Here is a 16,257-nt window from a genome sequence, read left to right on the forward strand (position 1 = left end):
CTCCTAAACTCTAATCTATTTGCATTATTAATGGTGGCGCGATTTCTTTGTAATGAAGAAAATACCTGCTCCGATCAACGCGATTGAGAAGATCAGTGTCATGAAACCACCAAGTTTTCCTAGAAGCATTACAAATCCAATGACTAGAAATATGCTTCCGATTACCTTCTGACCGTTTTTCAATCCGATAAATCCGCATGCAATCAATATGATTGGAAGCAAGAAACTGAAGATCGCACCTAGATTTATACTTAGAAACTTCAGTGCTAGCAATCCTCCGATTAAGATACAGATCACACCGATCAATGATTTGCCATTCATTTTTTCGTATCACCTCGTTCATCCCTAATTTGTTTTTGCTGTTGTTGTTTGCGTTGTTTGCTTATGTACTTAGTATAGATGGATTCGGTAAGATGCAAAACGGACTAACGGCGGTTTTTGACCTAGACCATGGTCGAGGAAGCCTCTAGTTACATGGTCGGAGGTGGTCTAGGACCTGTGTTAAAGTCGCTATCAAGCAGCATGTAGTCATTAAGAGATATACGCCTCTGCACGTCACCTCTCATTGGTTTGTCAGGTCATTACTATTACATAGGTTCCAAGAGATCCGTTATTGCTGTTTACTCCGTGTGCAGCTCTCTTCCATTTTTAATAAGGAACGCATTAAACTGCTTTTGCTTTGCTTGAATGATTTTATCGATGCCTGCGATCTGAAGCTTCTTCATGTATTCGGGCAGAACGACCTCAGGATCAACCGAGCCAGATTCCAAAGCGATCAAATACTGCTTATCTACATTAACAACTGCAGCTACCTCTGACTTTACCTCTTCCCCGTCAAATACGAAGCCTAGACCTGGAGAGATGACCGCCCCCTCACTAAAAGCTTTAAACTGCTCCCACTTCATTGGGTCCTCGCTATCCCATAAATAGTTAATGTATTGATTCCCAAGCATCCAATTCACCCCTGGACTATAGCGAGATGTCGCCTCTGTCATCGTTATAACATTGTCAGACAGCTTTTCATAATGAATGCCTTCGATCCCGAAGTTCAGAAGATTGTTCAAATATATATCGGTGTGGAGTAGATTAATTAGCTGCATCGCTAATTCAGGATGTCGTGAGGTCGATGAGATGGCGAGCATGGAGCCAGTTGTTTCTGATGTCGCTAACGATTTTTGATTGATAGCAATTTGGCCAAGCTTTCCAGCTAAGCCTGTTTGTACACCTAATTCTTCAGCTTTGCCTGGCTTAATTGGGGATACAATAGAAAAGTATTCATTGGAGGCGAGCGCATCACTGACCATCATTTGCGTCGTGGCCGCGTCCATATTAATGTAGCCTTTTAAATAGAAGGATCTTGCCAAGTATAAATTATCAATATAGCGTTGGATTTCATAGAGCGGCTTCACAACCGTTGAGGTATCGTCCTTCAATATATATCCTGGAATCGAAGTATCTCCGAGTGCATCATAGTTGTTCATATAATGAGAGTTTAAATTTTCACCATGCTTAACGAACAATGGTGTGATCTGAGGCATATCTCTTTTAATGGCAGCATAAATCGGTTCTAAATCCATAATCGTTTGCACGGAGTTCATATTCAGCTTCAGCTGCTCGGCTATATCCTTGCGATACACAATTCCTCCCTGTGCTGCAAACTCCTTATTAGTAGGAATACCGTAATTGATCCCATCCAGCTGGGCACTCTGCAGGATAATCGGATCTAGCGATGCGATAATATCCTGCCCGTACTGCTCGAGCAAATCATTAAGTGGAATGAAGGCTCCCTTGGACACATTGACTGAATGACGACTCCATTGTGACGTAAAGATCACATCGAATTCCTCGCGTGATGCAATCATAATATTTTGCCGATTATCCCAAGAGCCCCAATCTAGAACAATGATATCCAGCTTTGCATTTAGCTTTTCCATCAAATACTGACTCGCTTCCCGCTCCACAAGCTGTTCATCAAGCTGTGGTGTGCCGATATAGACAAGCTTTAAGGTGTAGGCATCCTTGAGATCTCGTTGTGCACCCTCGTCTAAAACGCTTTCATAATGCTCGACTACAACCTGGGAAGGCTCACGATTCGTGCACGCAGCACTTAAGAAGATTAGCAACAATACGCTAGCCCAACATAAGAAACGTTGTATCGTTCGTACCTTCATCGACATCACCCCACATTTCCAGAAATAAACATAATACAATTATTTTATCTAAATCACCGTCATATTTAAAGGTAGAAAAAGGGCTCTCAACAAATCATCGCCTGAGCTGCTACAGCTCAGGCGATGATATTAACAAAAAAACGTTGCCAAGCGTTCTACTGATGTTTTTCCTGCATGGCGCCATTTGTCTACATTTTCAATTTTATCATCAGGATCTAGTGGTGGCTGGAACTGGCTTAAGCCAATAACCTCCATAACACTAAAATCAGAATCCGGGTCAATGCCTGTATGCATGACGTGCTTTAGCAGAAATGGTTCACCAAACTCAAAAAATGCATCGTCCCGATCAAGCTGGCCTTGCAGCACATAAATAGGTATGCGCAAATAAATCGTTACGCCCTCATGCTGACTCAATATGTTATCGAAAATAGCCTTATGATACTCCCAATTTCCATTAATAACAAAACCTAAGCTTTCAAAATCCTCTCTCACCTCTCCATAGAACGCTCTTTTTCCTTCAATAAAAGTAGATGGAATTGACAGCATGCTTACGCCTCCTTCGTAGTGATCTACTCCTATTGTGACTATTCATACCGCCTACTATACCTATATGCTAGCAATAGCTTGATTTACATCACGAAAATAAGAGCAGCCCGGCATATCGTACCGAACTGCTCTCTCTCACAACAACATGAGCTATTTGCTCTATGAATCAATGAGCTTCCAGCTTTTTCTCCTTATTGACCTGCAAGGAATGCATCAAATTGAGTTTGCTTTTCCGCAATGACGGTATCTAGTCCAGCCGCTTTTAGTGCCGCAATATACTCATCAAGCACATCATCCACATTTACAACACCACGATCAATGGCCACTTGATACTGCTTAATGACGTTGGCTAGAGCACCGACCTCATTTTTAACTGGCTCACTGTCGAATACGAAGCCAAGTGCTGGAGACTTAATGGCACCTGTATTAAACTCCTTGAATCTCTCCCACTTTTCTGGATCCTCGGTATCCCATAGATAGTTCAAGAACTGGTTACCGAACATCCAAGCATGACCTGGACTGTAATCCCCAGTACGATCAGTTTTCGACATGATCTCACCATTCAGTGTATAGTGAACATCTTTAATACCAAAATTAATCAAATTGTTTACTTCTTTATCTGTATGCAGCAAATTAATAAACATCATGGCACGCTCTGGATCCTGTGAAGTTGAAGAAATCCCAAGCATAGAGCCGGCTGTCTCAGAGGTAGCGATCGTTTTATTCGTAAGCTCGATCTGTCCTAGCTTGCCACTAAGTCCAGCTGCTGCTGCAACCTCTTCGTCCTTACCCGGCTTCAATGATTCTATCGCAGAGAAAACAATTCCTGCCTTCCAAGCATCAGCAGAAGATACTTGGCTTGTTGCCGCATCGGCATTGATATAGCCCTTCTTGAAGAACTCATGAGTGAGACGCGTTGTCTCTAGCCAGCGATCTGTCGTTTCAATCGGTACAACAGTTGTTTCGTTGCCATCCTTGAAGATTGCACCTGGAATCGTGGCATCTCCTAGGAAGTCATAGTTGCCGAAGAAGTGAGAGTTAAATGTATTGTCCGTCGAGGAAATATATAGCGGTGTAAGCTCTGGATGTGCTTCCTTCACTTTAGCATAAACAGCATCAAGATCTTCAATCGTCTTAATCTCTGTCATATCAATGCCCAGCTCATCCGTAATGTCCTTACGGTACACGACTCCTCCGGAAGCTGCTAGCTCCTTCGTAGTAGGAACGCCGTAGTTTTTACCGTTAATCTTTGCACCCTCTAGGAATGCCGGGTCCTGAGAATCAAGCACACCTTGACCGTATTGTTCGATTAAATCATTCAGCTCAAGGAACGCACCCTTCCCAACATTCATCGCGTGACCATTCCATTGTGCGGTGAAGATGATATCAACCTCTTCACGAGAAGCAATCATGAGGTTAACCTTTTCATCCCAGCTGCCCCAATCAATCGGCATTAGGTCGATTGTCGCATTAATTCTTTCAGTAAGCAGCTTATTAAGCTCCTCTTCAATTAACGCTTCGTCCTTTTGTGGTGGACCAGGGTATACGATGGATAGCTTATATGGCTTAAGCTCGGAATCTGTCACTACCTCCGTATTGTTATTTTGCTTATTTTCTGTGTTCGTTGAAGTTTGCTCTTTATTATTGCTCGTATTTTCGCCGGTGTTCTTTGTGTTGTTTCCGCCACAAGCTGTGACAATGAGTGCTATTGTAAGGATGATTGCAGCTACATAGGAAGCACGCTTGTTTTTTCTCATTTGTACTGACCTCCCAATAAATTTTAATATGCTAACCAGCAATAAGCTGGATATAGCCACCTACCTAATCTAAAGCATCTTTTCACTTTCACTGTCATCATGAATCGTTGTTCCATTAACCCTTTACTGCGCCTACCGTGAGACCTTTAACAAAATACTTTTGAAAGAAAGGATAAGCAAATACGATAGGACCAATTCCGACAATAACCATTGCCATCCGAACACTTTCACTCGGGAATTTAAACTCTCCCCCCGCTGCCCTTATCGCTGCGGCAGCTGTGCTGTTATTGGCCAAATATTGAATGTTCAGCATCGTTTTGTACATTAAATACTGAATTGAAATATTAGCTTCCTTCGTAATGAACACAAGGCTGAGGAACCAATCGTTCCAATACGTTAAGGTTTGGAATAAGGCGACCGTGGCAAGCACAGGCAGAGATAGCGGCAATACAATTTTGAAGAAGATCGTGAGCTCGCCTGCTCCATCCATATTGGCAGATTCCAAAATCGCTTGTGGAATCGTTGTCTGAAAAAATGTGCGTGTTATTAAAACAAAGAATGCTGCAACGAGCAGCGGTACAATAAGCGCCAGCATCGTATTCTTCAGATCAAGCAGCTGAACGTACACTAAATACCAAGGCACCAAGCCACCGTTGAACAGCATCGTAAAAAACACGAAGAAGGTAAAAAATTTAGCATGCGGAAAATCTCTGCGTGAGATCGGATAGGCATATAAGGCAATAATAATCATGCTGGTGATCGTGCCGATTAACGTGACTGCAATTGAGATTCCGTACGCTCTAACGATTGCTGTTGCATCCTTGAATAAAAATTGGTAGGCATCTAGACTGAATTCGCTTGGCCAGAAGCTATATCCGCTCCTGACAATCGCAGTTTCATCTGAGATGGAAACCATAATAACGAGAATAAGTGGGATGATACACAGCAATGAGTAAATGGTAAACATCGTATGAATTCCGAAGGTAGCCAGCTTAGGCAGTCGATTTTTCGGATTAGATATATGAATAGCTTTCTCGGTTTCTGCACTCATCGGTCCACCTCCTAAAATAATGCGTTGTCGCTATCAATCCTTCGAACAATCCAGTTCGACAGAAATACAAGCGTAAAGCCTACAACGGACTGTATTAACCCGGCAGCTGAGGATAAGCCTATATCTCCAACTGTAATAAAGGTTCGATAAACATACGTATCAATAACGTTCGTCACTGGGAACAGGACACCCGATTCTCTTGGAACCTGGAAGAACAATCCGAAGTCTGCGTTAAATATTCGACCGATCTGCAACAAGGTCATAATGGTAATAATCGGGGTCAGCAGTGGGATCGTTATCGTGAAAATTTGCTTGAACTTGCTTGCCCCATCAATCGTAGCGGCTTCATAGTACTCTTCATCGATGCCAATAATGGCAGCCATATAGATGACCGTATAGTAACCCATACTTTTCCATGTATTGACCATTGATAAGATATAAGGCCATACTTCCTTCGTAAAGTACCAATTTACCGGATCGATATTGAGCATGGGCAGCAGCGTCTTATTGAAAAATCCGTTTGTGTCGCTTAAAAATGCGTAGGTCAGATAGCTAATGACGATCATCGATAGAAAATAAGGTAAAAACATAACCGTTTGATGCATCTTCGCTAGAAAACGATTCTTGATCTCATTGAGCATAATGGCGAAGGCAAGTGGGAAGATCAAATTCAGAATAATGAAGCCACTGTTGTACAGCAACGTATTGCGCGTAATAACCCAAGAATCTGAGGTCATAAACAAATACTTAAAGTTAGAAAACCCGCTCCATGGACTACCCAATATCCCATCGGTGTAATTAATATTTTTGAAGGCGATGATGATCCCAAACATGGGGATGTAGTTGTTAAGTAGCAGTACGAGTAATGCGGGGAGCATCATCAGGTAAAACATCCAATACTTTTTCACCGTCCGAATAAACTTAGCTTTCCTTCTCGGCGGCTGTTCCAGATCCAAATGTACAGCTTGTGTACTCATAACCCCACCCTTTCCTTCTTTTCTCTAGCTGCTATAGCCAAATTGTATAAAAAAAAGACACCGAAAACTGTCGGTGTCGTGACCTGATTAACGCTATAATGACTATTTACTCGATTCGTAAGCAGAGGTTATACCTTTCCGTACATCTTCCGATATTCTTGCGGCGTAAGCCCTGTCGTCTTTTTGAACAGCTTTGAGAAGTGTGAGAAGTTCGCGTAACCAACGAGATAGGCGATATCACTAACTTTAAGATTACTGCTCTCAAGCTGCTCCTTCGCTTTATTCATTCTTAGCTTTACCATATAATCCGTTAACGACAAACCGGTCTCTCTGCGAAACAATCGCGATAAATAAGCAGGATTGAGATAAACCTGTGCAGCTAGCTTTTCTCTGCTGAATTCTTCATCCAAATGCGCAAGCATATACTGCCTTACCTTGTCTACTACACTTGATACCTGCTTACCTTCCGCATCGATATAGCTGCTAATTTGCTGGCAGATCATCGAGGTCCAGCTCTTTAATCGAACTAATGACTTCAAATTTCCTTCCTTCAAATCCCAGTTCTGCTCCTGCATCACATCTGTACTGCTAATGCCCTTCGACTGCAGCCATTGCAATATTGCATTCATAAATCCGAAGTAAAACGCTGCTAGCTCGTGATAGCCCACCTTCGCTTGCAGAAGCTTATCGAAGTACACATCAATTTGATAGTTAAGCTGTGTCATTTTCCCCGTTTCGAGCATGACCAGCCAATCTGGAAAGTGAACCATCGCTGCAATTGCGCTTTCTGTGCGCTGACTAAGTGATTGTTCCAGCTGAACTGTACAAGACTCTGCAACATTTTGCCGCTCGATCTGAAGCAGTGCACGAATGCCTTCACGTATGGAGGCTAGTGGGATGTCCTTTCCAATATAGCAGGAAAGATAGCAATGTAAATATTCTCTGCAATGCTCGATAAATGACTGTCCGAGCTGCTCAATATCTCTGCTAGCAAGCTGCTGGGGCTCATAAATAATCAAGTAAAGGATGCCATGACCATCCTGAATACAGTGACCCTTCGTTTCTGTATTTTTGAGAAAGAATTCCTCTGCTACATTTTTTATTGCGTACGTCATAATCTCCTCATCACGAGCAGACCATTCTTCCTTCCATTGCTCGATACTGATTTGTATAAGCATAATATGACTATCAGATTGCAGCGGAAGATTGTAGTTTTTCAACGCTGAATCAAGGTATGCACTAGCTAAAGATTGGCGGTAATGAATGAGATCCTGCCAGAATCGCTCGATAAGCAATGGACGTTCGAGCTGCCACTGCTGATAGAATTGATTATACGTTGCTCGTATGGAATCGAAGGACGCAATCTCTGCGGCCTTCTCACATGCTTCCTGTAGCGCCAGCTGCAATTGCCGGTGATCGATAGGCTTGAGCAAATAATTAAAGCTCGACAGCTGTACCGCCTGCTGTGCGTATTTGAAATCAGCGTGCCCCGTCAAAAACAATGTAACACAATGTGGGAATTGCTCATTGATCCACTCTAGCAGCTCCAATCCGTTCTGGTTAGGCATATCGATGTCGGATAGGACAACATGCACCTTCTTCGCTCGCATGATGTCCTGTGCTTCATCTGCATCCATTGCTGTATAGATGTTTTCGTATGGCAGCTCCTCCCACTTAATTCCTTTTACAATACCGCGAATCGCTATCTCCTCATCATCGACGATTAACAAATTAAAGCCCATTATGATCCCTCCTCTTGGATAGGAAAAGTAATATCCACAACTGCGCCACCCGTTTCAGCATGATTGGAAAAGGCAATGCTTGCTCGTGCGCCATATAGAAGCTCAAGCCGCTCGATCACATTGCCGATGCCAAGACTTCTGCGCTGCTCATCCACAATTGGCTCTCGTCTTTGCAGCTTTTCTAGCACCTCTGCTGTAAAGCCCGTTCCATTATCAGCAATCGTAATCGTGAATGTCGTTGCTGTCGCTTGTTTTGCAGTGACCACAATCCGGAACATTTGCTTGCGATTCTTAAAGCCGTGAACGATCGCATTTTCAATAAAGGGCTGAATCGTTAATGCTGTAATGCGATAATCAAGATAGGGCTCGACATCGAGCATGTTCATCTCTAGTCGATTAGGAAAGCGGAGCTGCTGAATGACGATATAATTTTCGATATGCTTCAGCTCTTCTCGTAATGTAATCATCTCTTGATTCGACGTCATAATAAAGCGGAAATAATCCGCAAGATGAAGCGACATTTTCTTTACTGATTCCATCTCCTCAAGCACTGCAAAGTTATAAATGATATTTAAGGAGTTCATATAAAAATGAGGATTAATCTGAGATTGCAGCTGCTTGAGCTCACCCTGCTTTACACGCAGCTGTTCTTCATACACATCAATTTTTAAGTTTTTCACTTGTTCTGCCATATCGTTAAATGTATTAGCTAGAAAATCAAATTCAACGGTTTTATTGTGCTTCAAGCGCACACCGAGATTACCGAGCGATATTTTCTTCATCCCAAGCATGAGTTCATGAAGCGGCTTGAACAGCATACGCTGCATAAACAATACATACAGCCCTAGTACGACTAAGAAAAAGATTGGTGCAACGAGCGTTGCATTGCGGAAAAACAGCAGCTCCTTCATTATTGTCTTCTCTGGAATCGCTAGTCGATAAGCAACATTGGTCACATCACTGAATTGATCCATAATGACAAATTCACGCTCATTACTCTCAATAATTGAGGATGTAGAATCCTGCTCTAGTCCTTCTAGTCCCGTTAAGGCTGCTGTCAGCCCATTCTCTTCCGTTAAATAAATATCACTATAGCCAATTTCTCCATCGTTCCATTGAATGAGCAGCAGCTCATGAATTGCCTTAATCGTTACGATTGCTCCAAAGTAAATGCTATCGTTAATCTTTATGTAGTTGATAAGAAAGTACTTACCATCAATTCGCTCACTTTCTCCAATGTACCAGTTCGTTTTTCCGTATAGCAGCATCTCATCTTGTCTGTCCTTATCAGCAAGCATATGTGCATTGATCAGCTTATGCGTTTCACCGTATAAGCTTTCTGTTCCGAATATGATGTCATTAGGCTGGAATAAAAAAACTGAATTAAGCAGGTTATATACACCAACGTCACGATTAAGCTTTGCATCAATGCGTACCTTGGTCAGCGTATATTCATTGCTGTTCACAGGATACGACGAGAGTAAGCCTATATCTGGATCTAGAACAGCCATCTTGTACAAATAATCATCGATCTGCATTAAGTAGTGATCGATTTGACCTGAAAAAATGCTTAAAGTGTTGCTATAGGTTTCCGAAACCTTTGTTTTAACAAGCTCACGAGAGATGCTGTTGTTGAACAGCATATAAGCAATAATTGGGATCATCACAAGCACAAAGCCTATCATTAACCGGTATTTGACAGATTGGCGAAAGCGCATTCAAAATCCCTCATTCCTATATCTACTGAATCTAATAAATTAGGAGTTTTAAGATACTCTGCTAGCATATATTACAGCATTTTCATCTTTACTATATGGCGATGGTGTTTGAATTGCAAGAACTAATAGGACGCTATGGAACAAAGTGTTCTTCACTCACGTTTAAAGCCTGAGATTTTTTTAGTTTTTAAGTCTTTGTGAGGAAGCTTCCTTTTTGAAGAGGTTTAATTCACCACTATCACTTTTCAATCTTCTTTGCTGTTTCGTTAGTTTAATCTATAAGCAGATGCAAAAAAAGTTGGGTGAAAAATAACTTTCCTCCCAACTTTTTTTGTAGAAACTATATCGGACACTTCCTAATAATTAACTCTTTATTCCATCAATTTCCAAAGTTGATAATGGAGGGTCTTCTAGAAACATTTTTTTGAGGTAGTAAGCGTCTGATTCCAGCTGTAAATTAAACCAAGCTTCATCTAAAGTTATCTCCATGAGTTCACCGCGCGTAACTTCCATATCTACTAAAGTATTAGCATCCTTCGCTATGTCATTTGTTGAATATAAATACTCGTCAATTACTAGTAAAGCATACATATTCATATTATTCGAGCCTTCGATTAGCATCCAGGTTTCATGCTGGTTGTCAAGAAAATTCATAATTTTAATCGTAAACCTGGCGTCTGGATAATCCATTTGCAAGATATCGAATGTACGCTTTACCTCTACTTTTATAGCTGAAAGTTTCTTTGCTTTATATTCTGAAATTTCCTCTGTAAATGGGAATTTTACTTCAGGAATTCGAACTTGAACATCTCCTAACGAATCATAAGGTGCAGTAGAGTCTAAAAATGGGGTATACTGCGCTTCAGTGATCGTATTGACGTACACCTGCTTACTTTCCTTATTATATTAAAAAGAAATATAGTCACCAGTCTTCTTATCCACACCATAAATTACAGGTACTTCAAACTTATTTGAATTTTTTTGATACACTGGTTGACTGTAGTCTCTTATTTCAATATTTACCGGATCATTCATTCGATCTTGATAAAGATTAATGTTGTTATCTTCCGGATAGTAATAACTATAATAGTTTACATATTCTACAAATGCTGCTTCCAAGGCTTCAACTGTAAACGGGGCGGGAAGCTTCTCATTTATGTTAGCTTCATATATAGAGGAGTGTGAACCGTCAAACGTATTTATATTGGAAGTTTGATTTGCACCACATGAACACAAGAATATAAATACTAGTACTAATATTTTTTTCATAGCCTCCTCCTTTATTACTGCATTACACACAGCTAACAACAATATTGTCACTTATAGAGGGCTTACCTCGAAATTAGAACGCAGTGTTACAATTTAATCTTACTATTATTGAGTTCAGATTGGATAAATCACTCATAGACTGCAACAAATAAATCATAAGTGAAAAAATCCTCTTTAAGCTTTTCGCTAAGACATGGTGCCTGCGATGCTTAAAGAGGATTTTCGGTTATCGCTTGGGAGTGCCTGCCCCCTAGTCAATAAGCTTAATTTGCTATTGCTTTATCCAACTACTTATAATTACTTCTCTAGTAAAATAATCACCTGATAGAATAGCTCAAATAGCTCTTCTCTCGTAATCGCTGCTGTATAATCAGTTTCTTCTAGCTGCCCTTGCAGCCAGCCCGCCTCATGTAGCGCAAGAATTGAATCCATCGCCCATGAATGAGCGGCAATAGCAGGGAGCTCGCCTATTTCAGTTTCCTCTGTTGATAGGCCCAGTATGCGTGCAAGCATTACATATAGCGACTCACGGCTCATCGCAGCATTAGGCGCAAAGCTGTTCTCCCCAACGCCGAGCAACCACCTCTGCTGGGTCAGCTGATCGATGTATGGTTTAGCCCAGTGCGATTGTGGCACATCGGAAAATAGCTTCGGTTCGCCAGCAGGTTTAACCGCAATTGACTCTCCTTGCAGCTTTAGTAGAAGAGCAGTTAGCTTACTGACCTCTGCTCGTGTCGCAGCTTGGTGCAGCTGAAGCTTTGATTGTTGATTGCCTTGCACGATGCCCATGGCTGTCAGCCTGCGTACAGCATCACTTTGCTCCGGAGCATCCACATAGCTGCGTGTAACAGCTGCAACAATATAAAGTTGGTTAGACTGAATCACTGCCTGCAGTGAATAGTCACTTCCAATTCCTTGCTTATAGATTAACTTTTGATCATTACTTGCTTGGTACAGTGCTATACTTGCAGCTGCTTCACTTGTTTGCAGCTTATCTGTCCACAGAAGCGAAAGATGTAGTGCTTCACTACCATCCATTGTTTCAGCTATAATTTGCCATCCTGCAGCCTTTAACACAGCTACATCAGCATGGCCAGCGTGCTGCTTCTGGTCAATTATTGCTTCTTTTTTAATTGTTATCCCTTGAATCGTTATATCTTTGATAGCCTGCTTAAGCTGTTCACGACCAATAACAAGCGTCGATTGTCCCCATTCTATAACGATATCAGCATCAGCAGCTCGATTAAGCTCATGAATCGATAGCTTTAGCTCTGTTGCAGTATCCGATAGCTTTGCCGTCAGTACGGTTTTACCATCTATCGTTGCTGCTGTTAATATAGGTGCTTCTACCGGTACTGTGACTGGATTGCTTGGGGAAGGAGTCGGCTCTGCCCCTGAGATGCGGATAAGCTCCCAGTCATCAAAATCTCCATAATCATTATTCGCCTCATTAACGAGCACGCCAATTTCTAAGGTACCGTCTTCAACGACGATATTAGAAACGGTAATTTTCTTCCATTTGTCCCAGCCCGTTACTTCCAATAGCGTTGCATAAAGCTTATCTCCAGCTACTGCATACAGCACACTTGACTCAGCTATTGGATGCTCATCCACACCAATTCGAGTTTGAACAGATAGCTCATATTCTCCGTTTGGCAAATTCGTGAAGTGCTGCTTCGCACTTAACGTGTCCTGATCCCAAAAATGTATCGCATAGCTGCCAGAATAAGCAGCATCTGTACTTCTTGAGCTATTAACGAGCTCCCAAGCACTCATATCACCGTGTTCTAATCCCGGATTAATAACATAGTTTTTTGGGCGTACCGTAATGTATGCTTTAATGCTGCGATTATCGTGCAACGTCCCCGTTAATTCATATTGTCCAGGAACGGTATAGTCATAGCTGCTTGGCGACCAAGATATGACCTCCGTCGTGCGGTAAGTATCATCACTATATAGTGCTTTCACTGTCTTAGGCAGCTCAATATACTCATCCTGACTTGTTGTCAGCTCGATGTCATCGACCGCTACAATCGTTGGTGCCACATAGCTGTCTCTTGGTGCTCTAACCGCGGTGAATACATTGAGTGATGGCAGTGCTTCACCAAAATAATTGAACAGAGCTTGATTGGCCCAGCCACTACCTCCGTCAACAGGAATTGCTTCACCCTGATAGCTTGCGGCATGACTTGTTGCCCAGCCTGTATCGGTCCCCATCTGCCATGCTGGCTCCCAATAAAAAATTCCTATCCCTTGCTGGTCTGGGACAGCAGCAACTGCTGCGATCACATCACGAATAGCACTTGCCTGCCCTTGTACTGTGGCTAAATATCCGGCAGCATCTGCTTGCGCTTGACCGAAGATATGACCTGTCGGACCGTTGTGAATTGGCTCCTCCAATGTGTACGCATATGACGTTTCCACGATAGCTACCTTTCTATCATAAGCAGCTGTTAGTTCATCCATCACCGTCTGTAAATTGTCCAATGAACCGTGCCAGAATGGATAATAGGACAGTCCGATGACATCATAGTCTAGATCATCGTATATGCCGAAAAAGCTGCTAACACGCTGTAGACCATCACCTGGATTCGCGCGGTGAATGACGATATCGATATGCTCGCCTGCTGATGCCGTCTCAAAATCACGAACGGCTTGGATGCCTTGAGCAATATATCGCTTCGCTTTTTCTGGTGAGTTACCTAACGACCATAGCATCCCTCCGTTTGTTTCATTGCCAATTTGAATCATATCTGGATAGGCATTCGCGTCAGCAAGAGCTTGAAGCGTTTCATACGTATACGTGTAGACCTGCTGCTCTAGCTCTTCCGCATTTAAGTCCTTCCATGCTTTAGGAGTGCTTTGTCTGCCTGGATCCGTCCAAAAATCGCTATAATGCAAGTCAACAAGCAGCTTCATATCCGCAGCCTTTACTTGAGAAGCCATTCTTACTAGCGCAGCGGTGTCAATATTGCCCGCTCCGTATGGGTTGCCATGCTCATCTGAAGGGTTTACCCAGGAACGAAGCCTAACCCAATTCACACCGCTAGCTTTTAGCTCATCAATTAAAGAACTTTCTGTTCCAGCTTCATTATAAAATTTTCGATCCACTTCTAATAAAGCATCAAGCATAGATATATCAGCACCCATAATAAAATCACTTCGCTTACCTTCGCTTAACTCATTAACAGGCTCTACCTTGATTGGTGCAGCACTGCTTTGCAATGTGCTAGAAACATAGATTGCACTAGTGCCGGCAGCAATCGCTTCCTCTTGCTCATATACAGTGGCATGAATAATTGCTTCTCCATCACCAACTGCTGTAACTAAGCCGTGCTCATTAACCGTAGCAATCGTTACATCACTGGATTCATAGCTCACACGTTGATCATCGCCCAAGCTCGTCGTTAGCTGCACGGTATAGCTCGGTCTAAGAATGGCGGAGTTAGGCTTTACGGCAGCCACTTCTACAGGTGCTGCTGGAGCTTCTTCCCATTCCGTCAATTGAATATTACGAACGTAGCCATAATGAGCTTCTGTGCTAATCATCTTTACTCCGATCGTTAGCTCACCATCTTCACCAACGACTATATCACGAATACTAATCGTAGCTGGTTCTTCCCAGCCGCTCCCTGAATAAGAGATTGATGTAGAGTATGTTCCTTCACTTGATTCTGCATAGAACATTGCATCTGCCCCTGGTGAGGCATCCTCACTGAACAGCTCCATCGACAGCTGATACACCCCTGCCGAAATATCAGTCTGCACTGACTTCAATTCAAAATTTAGCGCGTTGTCGCTATAATACTCTAGCCGTACAGGTCCAGCCTCGTTGTCACCAAAGGTTTCTGGTTGCTGACCAATTAGCTGCCAGTTCGTCTCTTTGCCGTTTACCGTTAAATACTTAGAATTGTAAAAGGTCTCATCTGCCGCATAGACCGCTGTAAGCCCTGCTTGAAACAAAGAGCAAAACATTGCGATTGCTAGAACAATACTAAACCAAGGACGTGCCCTCATAAACCATTCCTCCATTACATTGATTATTTATACTTTTCATCATGCTACTAGACTTGTGCCCACATAAACTACCTGACTTGCTTTACTAATCTACCTACTCTAGCTAATCTGCCTAGACTTATTCCTTAACCGAACCGAGCACTAGTCCTTTGACAAAATATTTTTGCAGAAACGGATAAATAATCATTACTGGTAAAGCACCTAGAAAGATTTGCGACGCACGTACGGTTGTTTGAGATAATAGCTCCATTTCCTTCGGATTAAAGCTCATCGAGCTCATATCGCGCTGTACGATTACGGTTTGCAAGAAGGTGGCTAGTGGATAGTCGGTTTTATCATTAAGATATAGCAGTCCATCAAACCATGAATTCCAATGGAATACAATGCTGAACAGCCCTAAAGTAGCAAGTGCGGGTAGTGATACCGGTAAATAAATACTAAACATCGTTCTGAAATGTCCCGCACCATCAATAAGTGCCGCTTCCTCCAACTCCTTCGGTACTCCTCGGAAGAAGTTAAGCAGAAGAATCGTTAGCCATACATTGACCGCACCGGGTAGAACAAGCACCCAGAAGGAATTGACTAGCTGCAGCTTTTGAATAACGACATAGAACGGAACAAGTCCACCGTTAAAGATCATCGTGAATACGAATATCCATGCGTAAACATTTCTACCACGGAACGCTCGAGATTCCTTCGATAATGGATAGGCTGCTAGACAGGCTAGTGTGAGTGTAATAAGCGTGCCGATAACTGTTCGTTTAACAGCTACCCAGATCGAGCCAAGAAACACTGGGTTATTTAATGTTTTTTCATAAGCAATCGTTGTAAAATTTACTGGCCATAGACTGACCAAATTGCCATCCGCAGCAGCCTTAGCACTAAAGGATACAGCCAGCACATGCCAGACAGGCAATACACAGCAAATAGCGACTAACAGCAGAATAATGGTATTGCACACATTGAACACACGATAAGGTAATGTTTTATGATACATTTCCGCTCCACC

At 42.4% G+C, this 16,257-nt stretch carries 12 protein-coding genes; all 12 read right to left on the minus strand.

The genetic code is table 11. From position 1 onward, the window contains the following. Positions 1 to 27: 27 nt before the first annotated feature. Positions 28 to 321: a LiaF transmembrane domain-containing protein gene (locus NSQ99_RS15350; protein WP_340837604.1), complete on the minus strand. Its 294-nt coding sequence runs from the start codon at positions 319 to 321 to the stop codon at positions 28 to 30. A gap of 299 nt (positions 322 to 620) precedes the next feature. After that, a complete protein-coding gene (locus NSQ99_RS15355) occupies positions 621 to 2,171 on the minus strand; it encodes an ABC transporter substrate-binding protein (protein ID WP_340837605.1) in 1,551 nt (516 codons plus the stop codon). Positions 2,172 to 2,300: 129 nt separating this feature from the next. Continuing rightward, a complete protein-coding gene (locus NSQ99_RS15360) occupies positions 2,301 to 2,717 on the minus strand; it encodes a YugN family protein (RefSeq protein ID WP_340837606.1) in 417 nt (138 codons plus the stop codon). A 191-nt stretch (positions 2,718 to 2,908) separates the two neighbouring features. Continuing rightward, complete coding sequence (locus NSQ99_RS15365; RefSeq protein ID WP_340837607.1) at positions 2,909 to 4,474, minus strand: ABC transporter substrate-binding protein; 1,566 nt, start codon at positions 4,472 to 4,474, stop codon at positions 2,909 to 2,911. A gap of 115 nt (positions 4,475 to 4,589) precedes the next feature. Next, complete coding sequence (locus NSQ99_RS15370) at positions 4,590 to 5,525, minus strand: carbohydrate ABC transporter permease (RefSeq protein ID WP_251666175.1); 936 nt, start codon at positions 5,523 to 5,525, stop codon at positions 4,590 to 4,592. Positions 5,526 to 5,536: 11 nt separating this feature from the next. Continuing rightward, a complete protein-coding gene (locus NSQ99_RS15375; protein WP_340837608.1) occupies positions 5,537 to 6,502 on the minus strand; it encodes an ABC transporter permease in 966 nt (321 codons plus the stop codon). A 128-nt stretch (positions 6,503 to 6,630) separates the two neighbouring features. After that, a complete protein-coding gene (locus NSQ99_RS15380) occupies positions 6,631 to 8,244 on the minus strand; it encodes a helix-turn-helix domain-containing protein (protein ID WP_340837609.1) in 1,614 nt (537 codons plus the stop codon). Continuing rightward, positions 8,244 to 9,962 carry a sensor histidine kinase gene (locus tag NSQ99_RS15385; protein WP_340837611.1) on the minus strand — a complete coding sequence of 573 codons (1,719 nt, stop codon included), beginning with the start codon at positions 9,960 to 9,962 and terminating at the stop codon, positions 8,244 to 8,246. Before NSQ99_RS15385 ends, NSQ99_RS15380 begins: the two co-directional genes overlap by 1 nt. 363 nt (positions 9,963 to 10,325) lie before the next feature. Beyond that, positions 10,326 to 10,847 (minus strand): hypothetical protein, encoded by a 522-nt coding sequence (locus NSQ99_RS15390; protein ID WP_340837613.1) that lies wholly within the window; start codon positions 10,845 to 10,847, stop codon positions 10,326 to 10,328. Positions 10,848 to 10,868: 21 nt separating this feature from the next. Continuing rightward, a complete protein-coding gene (locus NSQ99_RS15395; RefSeq protein WP_340837614.1) occupies positions 10,869 to 11,231 on the minus strand; it encodes a hypothetical protein in 363 nt (120 codons plus the stop codon). Positions 11,232 to 11,528: 297 nt separating this feature from the next. Next, positions 11,529 to 15,248, minus strand: a complete 3,720-nt coding sequence (locus tag NSQ99_RS15400) for a glycosyl hydrolase 53 family protein (protein WP_340837616.1) — start codon at positions 15,246 to 15,248, stop codon at positions 11,529 to 11,531. Between the two features lie 118 nt (positions 15,249 to 15,366). Further along, positions 15,367 to 16,245, minus strand: coding sequence for a carbohydrate ABC transporter permease (locus tag NSQ99_RS15405; RefSeq protein WP_251666181.1), 879 nt, complete (start codon positions 16,243 to 16,245; stop codon positions 15,367 to 15,369). Positions 16,246 to 16,257 lie beyond the last annotated feature (12 nt).

Origin of the sequence: Paenibacillus sp. FSL W7-1287, from assembly GCF_038004245.1 — a bacterium.
In the GTDB taxonomy this organism is placed as follows: domain Bacteria; phylum Bacillota; class Bacilli; order Paenibacillales; family Paenibacillaceae; genus Pristimantibacillus; species Pristimantibacillus camelliae.

Excerpts from the sequence above, each read along its gene's own strand:
- NSQ99_RS15395 (WP_340837614.1), bottom strand. The coding sequence starts at position 11,231 with ATGAAAAAAATATTAGTACTAGTATTTATATTCTTGTGTTCATGTGGT.
- NSQ99_RS15360 (WP_340837606.1), bottom strand. The coding sequence starts at position 2,717 with ATGCTGTCAATTCCATCTACTTTTATTGAAGGAAAAAGAGCGTTCTAT.
- NSQ99_RS15405 (WP_251666181.1), bottom strand. The coding sequence starts at position 16,245 with ATGTATCATAAAACATTACCTTATCGTGTGTTCAATGTGTGCAATACC.
- NSQ99_RS15365 (WP_340837607.1), bottom strand. The coding sequence starts at position 4,474 with ATGAGAAAAAACAAGCGTGCTTCCTATGTAGCTGCAATCATCCTTACA.
- NSQ99_RS15375 (WP_340837608.1), bottom strand. The coding sequence starts at position 6,502 with ATGAGTACACAAGCTGTACATTTGGATCTGGAACAGCCGCCGAGAAGG.
- NSQ99_RS15350 (WP_340837604.1), bottom strand. The coding sequence starts at position 321 with ATGAATGGCAAATCATTGATCGGTGTGATCTGTATCTTAATCGGAGGA.
- NSQ99_RS15355 (WP_340837605.1), bottom strand. The coding sequence starts at position 2,171 with ATGAAGGTACGAACGATACAACGTTTCTTATGTTGGGCTAGCGTATTG.
- NSQ99_RS15400 (WP_340837616.1), bottom strand. The coding sequence starts at position 15,248 with ATGAGGGCACGTCCTTGGTTTAGTATTGTTCTAGCAATCGCAATGTTT.
- NSQ99_RS15385 (WP_340837611.1), bottom strand. The coding sequence starts at position 9,962 with ATGCGCTTTCGCCAATCTGTCAAATACCGGTTAATGATAGGCTTTGTG.
- NSQ99_RS15370 (WP_251666175.1), bottom strand. The coding sequence starts at position 5,525 with ATGAGTGCAGAAACCGAGAAAGCTATTCATATATCTAATCCGAAAAAT.
- NSQ99_RS15380 (WP_340837609.1), bottom strand. The coding sequence starts at position 8,244 with ATGGGCTTTAATTTGTTAATCGTCGATGATGAGGAGATAGCGATTCGC.